Genomic DNA, 16,625 nt, shown 5'->3' with positions numbered 1-16,625 from the left:
GCTAGTATAAAACTAGCTTTTCGTTTAAATAAATAAGAAACATAGACTAATGATAAAACCTGCATATAGTAAGTTCACAACGCAAAATCCCATAATATCACGAGCACCTAAACCAGCTATCGCTAATGCTGGTAATGCCCAGAAAGGTTGAATTAAATTTGTCCAAGCATCGCCCCACGCAATGGCCATTGCTGTTTTTGCAGCAGGTACACCAAGTTCAGCGCCAGCTGGAATCATAATGGGTGCTTGCACAGCCCATTGACCGCCACCAGATGGAACGAAAATATTAACGATGCCAGCACTTAAAAAAGTAAAGAGCGGGAAAGTCGTTTCGTTTGAAATGCTAATAAAGAAATTCGAAATAGCTCCTCCAAGTGAAAGGCCTTCACTATTTGCTCCAATCATCATCCCCATAATTCCTGCGTAAAACGGAAATTGAAGTAGAATGCCAGAAGCGCTTTTCGTAGAGTCTGAAAAAGCGCGAATATATTGAATCGGAGTACGGTGGAAAACGAGTCCAGCAATTAATAACATAAAAATAACGATGTCTAGCGTAAGGTTAAAGCCTTTCGTATAAAAGTAGTTGAAAATATAAATGAGACCTAACAATCCAACGCAAAGTGTAATAATGATACTATTTTCCATTTTCTCAGCGAACGTATTTTTCCCTACCTCTTGAGCGGCAGCTTCTTCATGAAACACGCTAGGGTCTACTGTAATCGTATGTTTTTCATCTGGATGCATCGCCTTATTAATGAGAGGCATCGTAACTAAAAAGATAATAACTGGAACGAGGGCGTATGGTGAGAATAACGTTTCAGTGATTGGAATCGCTTCTTTAATCCTTCCAGCTGTCGTTTTCATTAACGTTTCTCCGCCTGTTGCTAACGTAAGAGGGATAGAAGCAGAAAGCCCCGCATGCCAAATGAGAAATCCAGAGTAAGAAGAAGCAATTGCCAGTCTATAATCTAATCCTTCCAGCTGTCTTGCTACTTCTTTTGCATATAAAACAGATACAACAATACCAAATCCCCAGTTTATGTACGCCCCTAGTAAACTTACGATTGAAATGGCAATAATACCTTGTCCATTCGTTTTCGGTAGTCTTGCCGCTTTCGTTAATCCTTTTTTAATAAGAGGGGCGTTTGCTAAAGCAGATCCTGTCACGAGTACAAGTGCCATTTGCATAGAAAAGGCGAGAAGTCCCCAAATGCCATTACCCCAGTGATTAATCATTTCCACAGGTGTTTGATGCGTTGCAAACATACCAAAGAAGATAACGAAAACAGTTAATAAACATGATAAAATAAACGGTTCTGGCAAGAAGCGTTGCACTAAGGCGACGCAACCATTAGTAAAAGAACGAAACAAAATAGATCAACCTCCTTATGTATATGTATTACAATTATTCGAGGTTGTTTCGTTCATAACCTCTTAAAAGTAGAAAATTCTGATATTTTTAGAAGGATTGAAATATGTTCAAGAAGAGTGGTAGCATCATCACCCTGACAGAAAAAGTTGCTTTTTCCCTAATATGAAATATTGCATATAAAAATGAATTGATGCAAATGTAAAAGCTTATTATAATGAAAGCATAAATATACAACACATCTTAATACAGCAAAGAGGAGGAAGGAATATGGAAATCGCAATGGCAGTTTTAAAATTTTTAGGTGGAGTAATTCCTTTAGTTCAAGAACTTTTAAAAGCGTTTATGTAAGTTTATTCGTTAGCTATCATATATCCATCATTATTATATCTTACTAAAAAAAGAACGGGGTGATTTTTCTGAACATTAAGAAAAATACCAAGAAAAGAAAGTTCCTTACATGTGTATTAGTTAGTCTATGCACTCTTAATTATTCATCTATTTCTTTCGCAGAAACACAAATCGATCATGCAAATGATATAACTAAAAATGCTAGTAGCATTGATACTGGTATAGGGAATCTTACATATAATAATCAAGAGGTTTTAGCTGTAAATGGTGATAAAATAGAGGGTTTTGTTCCGAAAGAAAGTATCAATTCAAATGGTAAATTTGTAGTAGTGGAACGTGAGAAAAAATCACTTACAACGTCACCAGTCGATATTTCGATTATTGATTCTGTAGCGAATCGTACGTATCCAGGAGCTGTACAACTTGCCAATAAAGCTTTTGCAGACAATCAACCGAGTTTATTAGTGGCTAAGAGAAAGCCTTTGAATATTAGTATAGACTTACCTGGTATGAGAAAAGAAAATACAATCACTGTCCAAAATCCGACATATGGTAATGTGGCTGGAGCAGTAGATGATTTAGTATCTACTTGGAATGAAAAGTATTCCGCAACACATACGTTACCTGCAAGAATGCAGTATACAGAATCTATGGTTTATAGTAAATCACAAATCGCAAGTGCTCTTAATGTTAATGCTAAATATCTTGATAACAGTCTAAATATTGACTTTAATGCAGTTGCAAATGGAGAAAAGAAAGTGATGGTGGCGGCATATAAACAAATATTTTATACTGTAAGTGCTGAACTACCTAATAATCCATCTGATCTCTTTGATAATAGTGTTACTTTTGATGAGCTAACTCGTAAAGGAGTAAGTAATTCGGCTCCACCTGTTATGGTTTCAAATGTAGCTTATGGTAGAACGGTTTATGTAAAATTAGAAACAACATCTAAGAGTAAAGATGTACAAGCTGCTTTTAAAGCTTTACTGAAGAATAACAGCGTCGAAACGAGTGGACAGTACAAAGATATTTTTGAAGAAAGTACCTTTACTGCTGTCGTATTAGGTGGAGATGCGAAAGAGCATAACAAGGTTGTTACAAAAGATTTCAATGAAATACGAAATATCATTAAAGATAATGCTGAATTAAGTTTTAAAAATCCAGCATATCCAATTTCATATACAAGCACGTTCTTAAAAGATAATGCAACTGCTGCTGTTCATAACAATACAGATTATATCGAGACGACAACTACAGAATATTCAAGTGCAAAAATGACACTTGATCATTACGGTGCTTACGTTGCGCAATTTGATGTATCTTGGGATGAATTCACATTTGATCAAAATGGGAAAGAAGTACTAACACATAAAACATGGGAAGGTAGTGGCAAAGACAAAACAGCCCATTACTCTACAGTAATCCCTCTTCCACCAAATTCAAAAAATATAAAAATCGTAGCAAGAGAATGTACAGGTCTTGCATGGGAATGGTGGAGAACCATTATTAATGAACAAAATGTTCCATTAACAAATGAAATAAAGGTTTCAATTGGAGGAACAACATTATATCCGACGGCTAGTATTAGTCATTAGGTTGGAGCAAAGCGCCCTGTTTATAGGGCGCTTTTTTAATTAGGTGAAAGGTAGATCGGGGTGTCTCCCCATCAAGCTAAAAAAGAATATTTACCAACATAGCCTTATACAATTGCATTTAACTTTAGTTAAACTTTCATGTATGAGTGTTATTTTATACATTCACTTGATTGTTAAATATGCAGGTATGATTCTCAACGCTCTTATGTTTACCTGTTTTGAGTTAAAAATAAGAAAATTTGAAATGTTAGTTGTATACATTGTGTTAAATATTGTAAAATGAAACGGTACCAAAAAAACTAAATTGGTACCAAAGGTTTAGGGGGCGGATTATGAAACAAAGAATAGTAACAGAAACCATTCATCAAATTCAAACGAAGGGGTTTACATTTACAATTAGTGATTTAGCAAAACAATTAGCTGTCAGTAAGAGGACAATCTATGAGCACTTCTCTTCAAAAGATGAAATAGTAGATGAAGTTATTCGTAATGTAATAGAAAGTATTCAAGAAAAGGAAAAAAATATCGCTGAAGATGATACGTTACAAACCGTTGAAAAAATAAGACTCATCTTAATTTGCATTCCACAACAATTTACATTCATGGATGCACGTTTATTAGTAGAACTAAAAAAACATCATTATTACCAATGGTTAAAATTAGATGAGTTTTTACGTGAAGGCTGGTCTACTGTAATTGGTTTAATAGAAGAGGGAATGAGAGAAGGTAGCATAAGAAAAATTCAAATTCCGTTTTTTATTGAAGTGTATTTAGGGGCACTGAATCGCATATATGATCCTATGTTTATTGAAAAGAGTGATTATACATTGGGAAGTATGCTTGAATCGATTATGGACATGTTACTATATGGCATTTCTAATTCGAAATAGAAGGTGGGAGAGTAGTGCAGTGGATTTATTTATGTTTAGCAATTTTATTTGAGGTAGCAGGTACAACTGCGATGAAACTATCTGATGGATTAACGAAACTTGTACCAAGCATTCTTATTTTTGTATTTTATGTAGTAAGTTTTGCATTTCTGTCATTTGCATTAAAAGGGATGGAAATGTCCGTAGCATATGCGGTGTGGTCAGGTATGGGAATTGTAACGATTACAACAATTGGTTTTATTTATTTTGGAGAAAGTATCAATATAATTAAGATACTAGCAATTCTTTTTATTTTAGTTGGAGTCGTAATATTAAATTTTAATAGTACGGCACATGAAGCGAAGAAAAAAGAAATGGTGGAGGAACGTATACATTGAATCGATTAAAGTATTTTTTCTTTATTACTGATTTTGGGTTTGTTATATATTGGCTCATAACAATTTTTCATATGATTCCGCAAGAATATTTGTTTAAAGATTATGAAGATCCTATTTTAGTAGCGTGGAATTGGTCTTTCCTGCCTCTAGATTTGTTAATCTCGTTAACGGGATTTTTAAGTTTGTATTTGCATTCTAAACAAAAACATACTTGGAGCCACTTTGCATTTCTATCATTAATTTTAACTTTTTGCTCAGGGTTACAAGCTCTAGCATTTTGGACAATTCGTTTAGATTTTGATATGTCTTGGTGGATCCCTAATTTATATTTGTTAGTTTACCCATGCTTCTTTTTTAAAAGTTTTTGGAGAGAGTGTGGATCGTATGAGATTAACACGAGAAAAGAATTCATGTAATATAGATAGCAACTTTAAGCACATTCGAATTCTAGATTTTAAAACATTTCAGTTTCTAGATCCGTTTTTTTCGCCAGCCATACAGCAAAAGTCAAAATGAAGATAGCCGATGATTCCTACGGTAAGGAATCATCGGCTTGTATTATGTATGTTGAGTGAGTTCACGTTTCTGGAATAATTGTAATAGCGATGGTCCGAACCGGAGCCTCTATTTCATCTTTATTTTGGCTATTGTAGTATTTAATCATTAATTCGTTAAGTTCGCTTTGAAATTTTCCAAAGCGTTCTTCATCTAGCTTTAATTCCACTACAGAAAAAGTAGCAGTATCTTCTTGACTGTTTTGTTCCTCTAATTTCTTAAGGTAACTTTGATATTGTGTCATAAGTGATAACTGATAATAGGAAATGTAGTTTAATTTTTCATCATCAGATAAGCCTTTCCATTCACTTCCTTCAATTTTTGCATCTTCTTCATTGATTGCGTAATATTTTTCAGAAACAGATTTTACCTTTTTTTCTTTAATTACATGGACGATACCAGAATCAACCATAGTTTGTAGCTGTCTATATAGTGTAGCTTGTGGTACATTTTTAATGATTTTTACCATTTCTAATGGTGTTAGCCCATTTTCCTTATTTCTCATTAACACTTGGCAAATTTTCATTCTTACTGGATGCATTAAAATTTCAACTTTATTACTCATTCGCTCACCTTATTTATCATATATTTTTATTCTCATTATAAATAATGAGAATAATGTTTGCAATTCATTCGTTTATGATTTATCATTATCAATAATGAGAATGAATTTAGGGAGGAATGACAATAATGCAACTACATTATGGATTGAATGATCTTAAAGACATTGATATTATGACTTTTCTACCTATTATATTGCCAGTTATTGCAGTGGGGGCACTTTTAGTTTTTATTGCATTCATTGATTTATACCGACATAGAAAAACAAGAAAAAATGTACTTGTATGGACGTTCATTATTCTTTTCGTTAATGTATTGGGACCTATTTTCTACTTCGTTATAGGGAGAAAGGACAGTGAGAAATTATGAAACTAGAGATTAAAAATGTAACAAAATCATTTAAAGGAAAAACTGCTGTCAATAATTTCTCGATGGAACTGCAAGCGGGGGAATGCGTCGGATTAATTGGACCAAACGGAGCAGGAAAATCTACATTAATAAAAGTAATTTCGGATATTACTAATCCAACTGCTGGTGAAGTTTTATTGAATGGGATAAAAATATCAAAAATGAAAAGTGAAATTGGTTATCTACCTCAATATCCTAATTTTTTTCATTGGATGACAGCGAGAGAAACGCTTATGTTTATGGGCCAACTTTCGGGATTGAATAAAGTAGAGTTGTCAAAGTCAATTCCAGAAATTTTAGAGAAAGTTGGACTAAAAGGGGAAGAAAACGAAAAGGTTAGTACATTTTCTGGTGGAATGAAACAACGACTTGGTATTGCACAAGCATTATTGCATAAACCTTCGCTTATTGTCATGGATGAACCGGTATCCGCATTAGATCCAATCGGCCGGCGAGAAGTATTGAATCTGATTGAAGAAATAAAAAAAGATACAACCATTTTATTATCAACCCACATCTTAAGCGATGCAGAAGAAATCTGTGAACGATTTGTCATTATAAAAGATGGAACAAAAATAGAAGACACAACGATTACCGAACTTTTACACCGTAATAGTAAAAATAAATTGATTATTGAAATAACAACTAAAGATCAAAAGTGGATTGAAGTTGTAAAAAAATTACCGTATGTGAAGGACGTAGAAGTGGTTGGGCTTAAAATCAAAGTAAAGGTTGAAAGTATTGAAATAAATAAAAATATGTTACTGCAAAATGCACTCGAACATAAAGTGAACATCGTTAAATTTGAAATGAGCAACGATACTTTAGAAGAAATTTTTTTGAAATTGGTGGTGCAAAAATGAATAACACAATGGTATTGATAAAAAAAGAATATGTTCAAATGTTACGTGATTTTAAGATCATTTGGCTACCAATTGTTTTTATATTTTTAGGCGCGACACAACCGATAGTAACTCATTATTTACCATCCATTCTAGAAGCATTAGGTGGAGGGCAGGGAATTATCATTGATCCAAATATGGCAACACAAAAAGGAGGCGAAGTATTAGCAAGTACTTTGGGATCCCAGTTTGATCAGCTCGGACTTATGATTCTAGTGATATCTATGATGGGTACTATTCAAACAGATAAAGCCAATGGTATGTTGGCTTTTATTTTAACAAGACCCGTTACTGTTACTTCATATGTAGGTGGGAAAATAGTGGCCAACTATTTAATGGTAGCTTGTAGTGTAACAATTGGATACGTTACTTCTTATCTATATGTAAATTTTCTTTTTAGCGCTGTTCCATTCGCGCACCTAATTACTGGATTACTATTGTATCTAATTTGGATTCTTTTTATCGTATCTTTCACAACAATGATAAGTACTATTTTTCACAGTCAAGGTATGATTGCATTAATTTCAATTGTTTTCCTGTTAGCCTGTAGAGTAATCGTCGGTTTGAATCCAATAATGGATTTGCTTAATCCAGCAAGTATGAGTAAGGATGCAATGGAAACGTTAGTTACGGGGGGCGTACATTCAAACGCAATAATTACAGGAGTACTAACTATAGTTTGGATCTTATTGACACTCTTCGTAACGTATTATTGGATTGCTAATAAAAAGTTTCATTATGAATAAACGTGATGAGGGTAATGGTTTTAAGTAAAACACCCCAACAAGAAAAAGCTTCCACTACTGTGGAAGCTTCTCTAACTGAAAGTGTTGGAAGTACTACGAGAACAGTAGTGCCATACGAATAAGGGACAATAAAAAAATTCTGGATGCAAGAGGATTTTTTTATTGGGAATAGTAAGGATGAGGGGAGGTGTATTACATATGGGAAAAGGTAGAAGTAATAATGCTGGTAAAAAGCAACCAAATTTCGATGATTCATCTAATTTCGCTAAACAAAGTCAACCGACAGAAAAGAAGAAGAAATAAAAAAAGGAGCTCTCTTTATGAAGAGAGCTCCTTTTTTTAGATATATTGATGTTTCAACACAACAGATTGTGTGTTCAATTAAATAGTCATACATGTAAGGTTTAAACTCCTGCTTCCACTACTGTGGAAGCTTTTCTAAATGATGTGCAATATCAATATACATATTGGAGTAAACGGAATGGATTTCATTACTTGGCGTAGCATTAGAAGAGAAGTGGACAATTACCATATTCGCTTTCGGATCGATGTAAAGTGTTTGTCCGTAACTACCTAACACTTCGAAAGCACCTTGTTCATTGTGCGGAATCCACCATTGATTATGATAAGAAATGGAAGCTCCAGGGCCAACTGCAAGTTCACCTTCTTGAACATTTTTTATATCTTCCGTAATAGAAGAAGGGAGAATTTGTTTTCCGTTATATTCCCCGTTATTTAATAATAATTGTCCGAATCTCGCCATATCCCTAGCAGTTGCATTTAAACCAGCGCTTGCTTGTTCAACTTTTGTTTCATCTGTTACGTAATACGCGTTTTCTTCCATACCAATTTGAGACCATATGCGCTCACTAACGTTTTCAGCTAATGATTTACCAGTGATCGTTCGAATAATCCAAGCGAGTGTTTCTGCTGATCCGTTATCGTAAGAAAAATCGGAACCAGGCGGTGCAGTTTCTTCTGCTTCTTGTAACATATCATAAATTTTCATTGGGCCGTCGTAATTTTTACCTCGAGGTAAAATATTGCTCGCTAAATATAGTTGTGCATCTTGATTTTCTAATGCTGGATGTTCATATCCGTGAGTAGGATATTCTACAGAAACTTGCATATCCAATAATTGCTGCAGTGTTGCTTTTCCGAACGGTGTATTTTTTAATTCTTTTATATATGTGTCAGCTGTTTTTTCTAAATCAATACGGTTTTCTTCAGCGAGAGATTGTATTATTGCTCCGGTAAATACCTTTGCTAATGACGCCATACCATGCGGTTCGCTCTCGTTATATCCATTGAAATATCGTTCATAAACAAGTTGTCCATTGTGTACAACGACAAACGCATCTGTTTTGTTATCATCTAAAAGTTTTTTTAGAGGAGTTGTATTTCCAAATCTACGCTCTACAGCAAAATCGTCTAAGTTTTGCAATGCGGTAGAGAAGTGAAAAACGTGATCCGGGTTATTTTTCACCTCGTTAATTAAAGTGAATTCTTTCATATGTGTATACGACCAACGTAAGTACGGATCATCTAACCAATTTTTTTTCGTCACATTATTTTTCGACGGAATTGTTTTATTATGTTTGAAGTATGTAAAACCGAGCCCTGTAATTACAAATATGAATGTGATTATGAGTAAGAGTAGGGGAGATTTTTTAAGTTTCATATCGGTCCCTCCTTTTTATTTCTACTATTAGTATACGCGTCTATTGAAAGAAATACAAAATAAGGAAAGTAAACGGGGAAGTTTACTTTCCTTATTTACGTTAAGCGGATATTTGTCCGTCTGTACGTTGTTTCTTGAATTTTTGTTTTCGTCCGTGTAATCCATAGTATAAAAGTAAAGTGAACGCAACGATAATAGCTGCGATAAAATACATATTATGATAGCTTGATTTCGCTGCGACGATACCTAAAATGAAAGAACCAAAGCCAATACCACTATCAAAGAATGAGAAGTACGTAGCTGTCGCAGAACCACGTCGATGGTTTGGAGCAGCAGAAATCGCAATCGTTTGGAAGCTAGGAATTAATGTTCCATAACCTAAACCGATTAACATACCTGCGCCAAGGAACCAAAATGAAGTTTGTGCTTGGCTTAAAATGAACATCCCAATTGTGAAAATAATGATAGCTGGATAAACAAGTACGTTTTCACCGAAGCGATCAAAAATCTTACCTGTAAATGGACGAGAAATGACAACAACAAGTGCATATAAAATAAAGAAGTAACTTGCAATATCAGCTAAACCGAGCTCTTTTGCATAAATAGGAATAAAGGATAAAATACCACTATAAGAAAAGGCTAAAACAAATCCTGTAAGAGCGATTGGAATAGAAGATGGTTCAAGTAAGTCTTTCCATTTCATTTTTTCTCGTTTTTGTTTGCTTACAGGTGCTTCATGCGGAATATTGACAAGTAGTCCTAATAAAAATGCAAGTAATGAAAATACGGAACAAACGATAAATAATACAGTAAACGAAAAATGAGAAATAATTGTTAAACCTAAAAAAGGACCAATTACCATCGGCAGACTCATAAATACGCCGAAATAGGCAAGTGCTTCGCCTCGTCTATGAGCTGGCGCAACATCTGTGACAATCGTACCAGTTGCAGTTGTTGCCATACCGAACCCAATACCATGTAAGAAGCGAAGGGCTAGTAATAAAAATAAACTTTGTGCACCGAAATACATAACGGTAGCGGCTAAAAATAGTGAAAGTGAAATAAATAATATTTTCTTTCTTCCTAAATCATCGAGCCATTTTCCTGTGAATGGTCGACATAAAACAGATGAAATAAGAAAAACAGTTGCAACTAAACCAATTTCCTCAGGTTTTCCTTTTAGGCCGTCTATTACATAGACGGGTAAAGTAGTCATAAGCATATAAAATGTTAAGAAGAGAAATAGACTACTAAAACAAGTTCCGAGGAAATCCTTCGTCCAAAGTTTCTCACTTTGCATGGTCATCCCTCCAAGTTAATCTAAGTTTTTAATAATTTGTTGTAACACTTGAAATGCTTGATGTAAATCATCTTCGTTAATACCTTCTAGCGTCTTTTCTTCAAAAGTATCAACTTCTTCTTGCCATACCGGAATCATTTTTATCGCTGTTTCTGATAAAGAAATGAGCTTCTCACGGCGATCTTTTCCTTCAGTACGAATAATCCATCCCATCGTTTCCATACGTGTTAACGTACGAGTCATCGTTGGTGATTCAACATTTAAATACTGACATAATTCTGTTTGCGTACAAGAACCAGTTTGATTAATACGGAAAATTACAGCCCATTGCGCACTAAATAACCCAGTGGGAGATACGCGTTCATTAAATTTCTTCGTAAACTTGCGAGAAGTCTGGCTGACAATGTGAAAAAAATGTTGTTTTTCGTCCATGTATGTTGATCCTTTCAAATTAGTTACCTAGCTAACTATATACTTTTTTATTATAATTGTCTAGTAATAGACATGTTGATTTATGTAAAAAATTCTTATAGGTTTTATGTTGCGAACGTATATTCTACGTGCTATTCTTTAAGTAAGTAAAGAATTTTCTTTCTATTTAAATAGAATGGGGGAACTTGTGATGATTAAGCCTGCAACAATGAAGTTTGTTTCACTATCGAACGGAGAAACGATTGCGTATCAGGAAGTTGGAAGGCAAAATGCAGAAATTCTTGTACTTATTCACGGGAACATGACATCGTCACAACACTTTGATTTAGTTATTGAAAAGCTGCAAGATCAATACCATATTTACGCTCTCGATTTAAGGGGATTTGGTCAATCAACGTATAATAAAGCGATAGATTCAATACAAGACTTTGCAGAAGATGTAAAATTATTTATCGACGGGTTAAAACTAAAGAAATTTTCATTAATGGGCTGGTCAATGGGCGGTGGTGTTGCAATGCAATTTACAGCGAATCACCCAACTTTTGTAGAAAAGTTAATTTTAGTAGAATCAGTGGGCATGAAAGGGTATCCGATTTTTAAAAAGGATATAAACGGGCAACCAATCGTATCAAGCTTAGTAAAGACGAAAGAAGAAATTGCACAAGATCCCGTACAGATTGCACCAGTGTTAGATGCGATAAAAAATATGAATAAATTATATTACCGTACAGTATGGAATTTATTAATATATACACATAATCAACCTGAACCAGACCGTTATGAAAAGTATTTAGACGATATGTTAACGCAACGTAATTTCGTAGATGTGAATTATGCGCTCATTACATTTAATATTTCAGATGAACATAATGGGGTTGTAGAGGGAAGTAAGCAAATTCATCATATTAAAGCACCAACACTCGTCATACAAGGTGACAGAGATTATGTCGTACCACAAGTAGTCGGTGAGGAGTTAGCAAAACATTTGCCAAATGCAGAGTTGAAGGTATTAGAAGATTGCGGTCATTCGCCGTTTATTGATTGTTTAGATGTATTTATAAAGCATGTAGAGGATTGGTTAGAACAGAAATAATCCCCGAAATGAAAGGTATTGCATATACTATAACATTGTAGGTAAAAGGGGAGATTATCCATGCATCATCCGTTCTTCATTGCGCATTCTCCATATAATCATCATGTGTATACAAAAATGATGATAGCTCCGCTGTATATGCAAGTTTCACCAGTTGTAGTTCCGTTACAAATACAACAGCCACCAATTGTTCATTCGCATCATTATTTGTATGAAACTGCTTTTTATAAACATCCGTATTTCAAGCAATTCCATAACAATGTGAAAGCACAAGTTTGGGAAGGATAAGAAGCTAAAAGATTCATTCTTTTAGCTTCTTTTTTATTGCGAATATTCGTACACGCATTTGCAGAAACAGTTTATAATGAGAAGTGGAAAGCGTGAGAAGGAGAGGGAAAGGGAATGTCGATACGTTTTACTTTTTGGATTATGGTTGGGATTGTAGCAATCTCGGGTTTGTCACAAGGAATGCTTTTACCGGCCATTGCAATGATTTTTGAACAAGAAGGGGTTAGTTCAAGTATTAACGGTATTCATGCGACAGCACTATACATTGGGATATTAGTGATCTCACCGTTTCTTGAAAAACCGATGCAAAAGTTTGGAATGAAGCCAATTATCGTGATTGGTGGGTTTCTCGTTATTATTTCATTATTCTTTTTTACACAAACATTTTCGTTTTGGGTATGGTTTATCCTTAGATTTCTAGTTGGCGTGGGAGATCATATGCTACATGTCGGAACACAAACATGGATTACGACAACATCGGATCCGAGTAAAATAGGTAGACAAGTATCGATATACGGTGTATTCTTCGGAATTGGTTTTGCCGTCGGTCCATATTTAGCAAGCACAGTTCAGTACGGTCTTGCAACGCCATTTATTATATCTACTATACTTTGTCTAATAGGTTGGCTGTTACTATTACCAACAAAAAATGCATTCCCGGCGCAAGATGAAAGAGAAGTGAAGAGTGAATCATCATTTTCTCGTTATAAACAAGTTGTTGGATTAGGATGGATTGCACTGCTGGGACCACTTGCATATGGCGTACTGGAAGCAATGTTAAACAGTAACTTACCAGTATACGCGCTTCGAAAAGGATGGTCTGTTTCAGAAGTATCCTTCTTATTACCAGCATTTGCAGTTGGGGGCATTATTACACAAATTCCGCTCGGTATATTAAGTGACAAATACGGAAGGGATCGTATTTTAACGTGGACGTTCTGCATAAGTACGGGCATTTTCTTGCTTGCAGCCGTATTTGATCAATATTATTGGATCGTCTTTGCCTGCATGTTGTTAGCGGGTATGGTCATTGGATCGTGCTTCTCGTTAGGACTTGGATTTATGACAGATTTATTACCGAGACACTTATTGCCAGCAGGTAATATATTATCTGGAATTGCCTTTAGTTTAGGAAGTATACTGGGACCTGTATTAGGAGGCGTATTTATAGAAAAAATACAGTATACAAGCTTTTTTATTGCGGTTATGATTATAATAGGAATTCTCGCAATGTTATATATGATCTACATGAAGAATCAATTCGCATCAAGAAAAATAGAAAGTAGGTTAGGGCATGACAAAACAACCTAATAAAAAGAAATTTGAAGTACTCGAAAATGAAACAATTACAGACTGCTTAGCACGTATGGAACAAGAAGGCTACGCACCGTCTCGTCGCATGGAAGAGCCAATCTTTCATGAAGTGAAGAAAGACGGTAAAACAGTAGTTGAACCGTGTGGTAGGAAGATTGTTTTTGAGGGGAAATTGAAGTAATACGTTATATAAAAAGAATGTGCTTTTGGGTACAAGTAAGATAAAACATATGGTCACATAAGAACGCTACTGATTTCAATATCAATAGCGTTTTTATTTTTAACAAATATATAGATCAAAATGAATTTCTGCTTGAATGGAACTAGCAAAATCAATAATGTTTTTTTGTAAATATATCGTGGGTGATTCGTTATTCTCCACTTGAATCACTACCATAAAAAGAAACTCTAAACTATACTTCTTCTTGAGATGTTTTAATTGTTCTGTTTTTCCTTCAAGGGATTGTAGAATAACATGTAACTGATTATTTATATCGTATGATTCTTGATAGCCAGTGCTTAAAGTCCAATTAGTTTCTTTTCTATATAGGGTTTTGGTGGATACAAGATTCGGATTATCACGTCTTGCAACAACATCACCTTTTTTATAAGTTCTTGTAGGCTCGATACTTAGGGCATTGGTAATTGCTTCAACAGGAAACACATCACCCGTTGCACTAAAATAAGCCATAACTTTGGTTTTATCCAGAATGGTTCCTCCTCTATTATTAAGATGTTACTTTTATTACATTATAAAAATTTATGAATGTATTTGCTAGAATGTAAATATGTTTTTTATTGAATTTTGGCGTTGGTATATGAATGATAAAGCTAGATATATACCTTTGTAGGAAAGAACAATGATACAAAAGTAGGATGCTTAAAAATATAAATATTTGTATGATAAAAACAAAATATATTTTAAAAATCAGAATGTAGAGGAGGGAAAATATAATATGATACAAAGCATATATGAAACGCATTTATATGTAAGAAATTTAGAAAAGGCAATAGATTTCTATCAAAATAAATTAGGTTTATCATTAGCAAAAAGACTATCGAAAAGACGAGTTGCATTCTTTTGGGTAGGAGAAAATAAAGAGCAAATGCTCGGGTTATGGGAAGTACATAGTAATGAAAATTTTGAGACGAAACACTTCGCTTTTCGTGTAGATTTAGAGTTTTTAAAGACTTCTAAATTGTGGTTAGAGAAGTGTGGAATAGAGGTAGTAGGGAGTCAGGGGAAAGGAAATGAAGAGCCAATTGTCCAAAGGTGGATGCCAGCTGCAAGTGTATATTTTCTAGATTGTGATGGAAATAAATTAGAGTTTATTTCTATACTAGATGATGATCCAGATGAATTAGAATATGCAACGTATTTAAGTGAATGGAATGCGGAGCGCTAAGAAAAATAAAGTGGAACTTTAATCAGTAGTGGTTTTACAGCTTTGTATTATGTTAAATAGGTAGGAACAAAATAAAATCCCTCAAGAAAAGGCACGTTCTTGAAGGATTTTTTTATGCTTTATATATTTTATATTGCTTGTAACGTATTAATGGTGTTCACTTTTAGATATTTCAGCGCGTTGAATATAACCATCAGAGAAGCTGAAATAAAGAGAATAGCTTCCTCGATTATATATAAAGCCTTCGCTAGTCATATCCTCTCCGATTAAATCGGGCTCACCAAACCACTCTTTTAATTCATTGATAGGGATATCCATTTTCACCCATATATATCTAGCGTCCCAAGGGTACATATCAATATTATAATCGCCGTATACCGCTGTATTAGGTGCATCACATTCTGTACATGGTGCTTTTTTCAAAACATCAGGCACTCCATATTCTTTTTTTACGTCAGATAGCTCTTTACCCAATGAATTTAATTTAAATGGACCAAACGTCCCATTCTCTAAAGCTGTTGTTAACATTTGTTTCATTTCTTCTTTTGTATTGATGTTGAAATTATAATCTCTGTTTTTTGCTATTGCATTATATAAAAATTGTGCATACTCCTCACGTTTCACAAGCGTGTTGCCATTGTAATTACCTGCCTCATCACCGTAGGATATTCGGTTACTACGTAGCGTATTTACAAATTTATAAGCCCAATGATCTTGAGGTACATCTTTAAAGTTATTTTGTCCTTTTGATTGTAATTGAAATGCTTTTTGTAATACTACTGCCATTTCATACCGAGTTAATGCATCATCTGGACGAAAAGCACCTGTTCCATCACCTGTCATAATTCCAGCTTGCGCAATGGCTTTAATATCCTTTTCGAACATATGATTTTTAATATCGTTAAACATATTGCTCTGTTCATTGTTTGCTGTTAAACCTAAATAACGAGCGATTAAAGAAGTTACCTGGCCTCTAGTAATATGATCCCCAAAACCAAATTTTCCATTTCCATATCCGTTAAAAAGTCCTGCTGCTGCTAAGTAATCAATAGCATCTTTTGACCAGTGGTCCTTTGGTACATCTGTAAATACAGTGTTCGCATTGCCAGCTACTTTATAGTTATTCGTAGTTGTTTGTGCGTTTGCTGTGCCTACCATCGTTGTAGTTACTAGAGCTGCGGTGATTACGAATCCGAAAATTTTTTTAGCTTTGCTTGTTTTCTTACCCATTTGCGAAAGCCTCCCCAGTTTAATTTAACTTTATTAAACATACGTATTACACATATACATTTAATACAATTAAATGTATACATCGCAATTATAACATGTAAATGATGGTTATTTGTTATTCATT

General features: G+C 34.4%; 19 protein-coding genes. 12 read left to right on the top strand and 7 right to left on the bottom strand.

What is annotated here, in order from left to right; all coding sequences use genetic code 11:
- Positions 1 to 24: 24 nt before the first annotated feature.
- Positions 25 to 1,371, bottom strand: a complete 1,347-nt coding sequence (locus ACTT1L_RS03080; RefSeq protein WP_442821789.1) for a short-chain fatty acid transporter — start codon at positions 1,369 to 1,371, stop codon at positions 25 to 27.
- 408 nt (positions 1,372 to 1,779) lie between these two features.
- On the opposite strand from ACTT1L_RS03080, the gene alo reads away from it, so the two are divergent.
- The 4 genes from alo to ACTT1L_RS03060 all read left to right on the top strand — a co-directional run bounded on the left by alo (position 1,780) and on the right by ACTT1L_RS03060 (position 5,001).
- Positions 1,780 to 3,318 (top strand): anthrolysin O/cereolysin O family cholesterol-dependent cytolysin Alo, encoded by a 1,539-nt coding sequence (gene alo / locus ACTT1L_RS03075; protein WP_442821788.1) that lies wholly within the window; start codon positions 1,780 to 1,782, stop codon positions 3,316 to 3,318.
- A 332-nt stretch (positions 3,319 to 3,650) separates the two neighbouring features.
- Entirely contained in the window at positions 3,651 to 4,208 is a 558-nt protein-coding gene (locus ACTT1L_RS03070) for a TetR/AcrR family transcriptional regulator (RefSeq protein WP_061536493.1), read from the top strand.
- 14 nt (positions 4,209 to 4,222) lie between these two features.
- Positions 4,223 to 4,585: a DMT family transporter gene (locus tag ACTT1L_RS03065; RefSeq protein ID WP_001198606.1), complete on the top strand. Its 363-nt coding sequence runs from the start codon at positions 4,223 to 4,225 to the stop codon at positions 4,583 to 4,585.
- A complete protein-coding gene (locus tag ACTT1L_RS03060) occupies positions 4,582 to 5,001 on the top strand; it encodes a DUF5360 family protein (protein ID WP_001080894.1) in 420 nt (139 codons plus the stop codon). The genes ACTT1L_RS03065 and ACTT1L_RS03060 overlap by 4 nt, the downstream gene beginning before the upstream one ends.
- A gap of 161 nt (positions 5,002 to 5,162) precedes the next feature.
- Here ACTT1L_RS03060 and ACTT1L_RS03055 read toward each other — a convergent pair whose 3' ends face one another.
- Positions 5,163 to 5,705, bottom strand: a complete 543-nt coding sequence (locus ACTT1L_RS03055; protein ID WP_000066859.1) for a transcriptional regulator — start codon at positions 5,703 to 5,705, stop codon at positions 5,163 to 5,165.
- Between the two features lie 125 nt (positions 5,706 to 5,830).
- On the opposite strand from ACTT1L_RS03055, the gene ACTT1L_RS03050 reads away from it, so the two are divergent.
- Genes ACTT1L_RS03050 through ACTT1L_RS03040 form a run of 3 tightly spaced genes read left to right on the top strand, consistent with a single transcriptional unit; the run spans position 5,831 to position 7,757 of the window.
- Positions 5,831 to 6,070, top strand: a complete 240-nt coding sequence (locus ACTT1L_RS03050) for a PLD nuclease N-terminal domain-containing protein (RefSeq protein WP_001175969.1) — start codon at positions 5,831 to 5,833, stop codon at positions 6,068 to 6,070.
- Positions 6,067 to 6,972 carry an ABC transporter ATP-binding protein gene (locus ACTT1L_RS03045; protein WP_000764115.1) on the top strand — a complete coding sequence of 302 codons (906 nt, stop codon included), beginning with the start codon at positions 6,067 to 6,069 and terminating at the stop codon, positions 6,970 to 6,972. Before ACTT1L_RS03050 ends, ACTT1L_RS03045 begins: the two co-directional genes overlap by 4 nt.
- Positions 6,969 to 7,757: an ABC transporter permease gene (locus ACTT1L_RS03040; protein WP_061130534.1), complete on the top strand. Its 789-nt coding sequence runs from the start codon at positions 6,969 to 6,971 to the stop codon at positions 7,755 to 7,757. The genes ACTT1L_RS03045 and ACTT1L_RS03040 overlap by 4 nt, the downstream gene beginning before the upstream one ends.
- Positions 7,758 to 8,178: 421 nt before the next feature.
- Here the strand turns inward: ACTT1L_RS03040 and ACTT1L_RS03035 are convergent, their stop codons facing one another.
- From ACTT1L_RS03035 to ACTT1L_RS03025, 3 genes are all read right to left on the bottom strand, one after another.
- On the bottom strand, positions 8,179 to 9,438 hold the full coding sequence (locus ACTT1L_RS03035; RefSeq protein WP_061130535.1) for a serine hydrolase domain-containing protein: 1,260 nt from the start codon (positions 9,436 to 9,438) through the stop codon (positions 8,179 to 8,181).
- Between the two features lie 100 nt (positions 9,439 to 9,538).
- The gene (locus ACTT1L_RS03030; protein ID WP_001190334.1) at positions 9,539 to 10,738 is read right to left on the bottom strand and encodes an MFS transporter; all 1,200 of its coding nucleotides are present in this window, start codon (positions 10,736 to 10,738) and stop codon (positions 9,539 to 9,541) included.
- Positions 10,739 to 10,753: 15 nt separating this feature from the next.
- Positions 10,754 to 11,170 (bottom strand): MarR family winged helix-turn-helix transcriptional regulator, encoded by a 417-nt coding sequence (locus ACTT1L_RS03025; protein ID WP_000343680.1) that lies wholly within the window; start codon positions 11,168 to 11,170, stop codon positions 10,754 to 10,756.
- 175 nt (positions 11,171 to 11,345) lie between these two features.
- Here ACTT1L_RS03025 and phaZ point away from each other — a divergent pair, with 175 nt between their 5' ends.
- The 4 genes from phaZ (at position 11,346) to ACTT1L_RS03005 (ending at position 14,046) form a co-directional block, all read left to right on the top strand.
- Positions 11,346 to 12,263: an intracellular short-chain-length polyhydroxyalkanoate depolymerase gene (gene phaZ / locus ACTT1L_RS03020; RefSeq protein WP_046198439.1), complete on the top strand. Its 918-nt coding sequence runs from the start codon at positions 11,346 to 11,348 to the stop codon at positions 12,261 to 12,263.
- Positions 12,264 to 12,323: 60 nt separating this feature from the next.
- Positions 12,324 to 12,551 carry a hypothetical protein gene (locus ACTT1L_RS03015; RefSeq protein WP_000546480.1) on the top strand — a complete coding sequence of 76 codons (228 nt, stop codon included), beginning with the start codon at positions 12,324 to 12,326 and terminating at the stop codon, positions 12,549 to 12,551.
- A 114-nt stretch (positions 12,552 to 12,665) separates the two neighbouring features.
- Complete coding sequence (locus tag ACTT1L_RS03010) at positions 12,666 to 13,862, top strand: MFS transporter (RefSeq protein WP_000027642.1); 1,197 nt, start codon at positions 12,666 to 12,668, stop codon at positions 13,860 to 13,862.
- The gene (locus tag ACTT1L_RS03005; RefSeq protein WP_000166303.1) at positions 13,846 to 14,046 is read left to right on the top strand and encodes an NETI motif-containing protein; all 201 of its coding nucleotides are present in this window, start codon (positions 13,846 to 13,848) and stop codon (positions 14,044 to 14,046) included. The genes ACTT1L_RS03010 and ACTT1L_RS03005 overlap by 17 nt, the downstream gene beginning before the upstream one ends.
- Positions 14,047 to 14,145: 99 nt before the next feature.
- On the opposite strand, the gene ACTT1L_RS03000 is transcribed toward ACTT1L_RS03005, so the two are convergent.
- Positions 14,146 to 14,556, bottom strand: a complete 411-nt coding sequence (locus ACTT1L_RS03000) for a DUF4279 domain-containing protein (protein WP_061130538.1) — start codon at positions 14,554 to 14,556, stop codon at positions 14,146 to 14,148.
- Between the two features lie 265 nt (positions 14,557 to 14,821).
- On the opposite strand from ACTT1L_RS03000, the gene ACTT1L_RS02995 reads away from it, so the two are divergent.
- Positions 14,822 to 15,271: a VOC family protein gene (locus ACTT1L_RS02995; RefSeq protein WP_061130539.1), complete on the top strand. Its 450-nt coding sequence runs from the start codon at positions 14,822 to 14,824 to the stop codon at positions 15,269 to 15,271.
- A gap of 147 nt (positions 15,272 to 15,418) precedes the next feature.
- Here ACTT1L_RS02995 and ACTT1L_RS02990 read toward each other — a convergent pair whose 3' ends face one another.
- Positions 15,419 to 16,501: an S-layer homology domain-containing protein gene (locus ACTT1L_RS02990; RefSeq protein WP_061130540.1), complete on the bottom strand. Its 1,083-nt coding sequence runs from the start codon at positions 16,499 to 16,501 to the stop codon at positions 15,419 to 15,421.
- Positions 16,502 to 16,625 lie beyond the last annotated feature (124 nt).

The organism is Bacillus sp. FH, assembly GCF_052216825.1.
Lineage (GTDB): Bacteria > Bacillota > Bacilli > Bacillales > Bacillaceae_G > Bacillus_A > Bacillus_A paranthracis.
This window is presented reverse-complemented; position numbering and strand designations above follow the sequence as displayed.

Coding starts and splice junctions, on each gene's coding strand:
- ACTT1L_RS03015 (WP_000546480.1), top strand. CDS start 12,324: ATGCATCATCCGTTCTTCATTGCGCATTCTCCATATAATCATCATGTG.
- ACTT1L_RS03025 (WP_000343680.1), bottom strand. CDS start 11,170: ATGGACGAAAAACAACATTTTTTTCACATTGTCAGCCAGACTTCTCGC.
- ACTT1L_RS03030 (WP_001190334.1), bottom strand. CDS start 10,738: ATGCAAAGTGAGAAACTTTGGACGAAGGATTTCCTCGGAACTTGTTTT.
- ACTT1L_RS03045 (WP_000764115.1), top strand. CDS start 6,067: ATGAAACTAGAGATTAAAAATGTAACAAAATCATTTAAAGGAAAAACT.
- ACTT1L_RS02995 (WP_061130539.1), top strand. CDS start 14,822: ATGATACAAAGCATATATGAAACGCATTTATATGTAAGAAATTTAGAA.
- ACTT1L_RS03000 (WP_061130538.1), bottom strand. CDS start 14,556: ATGGCTTATTTTAGTGCAACGGGTGATGTGTTTCCTGTTGAAGCAATT.
- ACTT1L_RS03005 (WP_000166303.1), top strand. CDS start 13,846: ATGACAAAACAACCTAATAAAAAGAAATTTGAAGTACTCGAAAATGAA.
- phaZ (WP_046198439.1), top strand. CDS start 11,346: ATGGGGGAACTTGTGATGATTAAGCCTGCAACAATGAAGTTTGTTTCA.
- ACTT1L_RS03055 (WP_000066859.1), bottom strand. CDS start 5,705: ATGAGTAATAAAGTTGAAATTTTAATGCATCCAGTAAGAATGAAAATT.
- ACTT1L_RS03010 (WP_000027642.1), top strand. CDS start 12,666: ATGTCGATACGTTTTACTTTTTGGATTATGGTTGGGATTGTAGCAATC.
- ACTT1L_RS03040 (WP_061130534.1), top strand. CDS start 6,969: ATGAATAACACAATGGTATTGATAAAAAAAGAATATGTTCAAATGTTA.
- ACTT1L_RS02990 (WP_061130540.1), bottom strand. CDS start 16,501: ATGGGTAAGAAAACAAGCAAAGCTAAAAAAATTTTCGGATTCGTAATC.
- ACTT1L_RS03070 (WP_061536493.1), top strand. CDS start 3,651: ATGAAACAAAGAATAGTAACAGAAACCATTCATCAAATTCAAACGAAG.
- ACTT1L_RS03050 (WP_001175969.1), top strand. CDS start 5,831: ATGCAACTACATTATGGATTGAATGATCTTAAAGACATTGATATTATG.
- ACTT1L_RS03035 (WP_061130535.1), bottom strand. CDS start 9,438: ATGAAACTTAAAAAATCTCCCCTACTCTTACTCATAATCACATTCATA.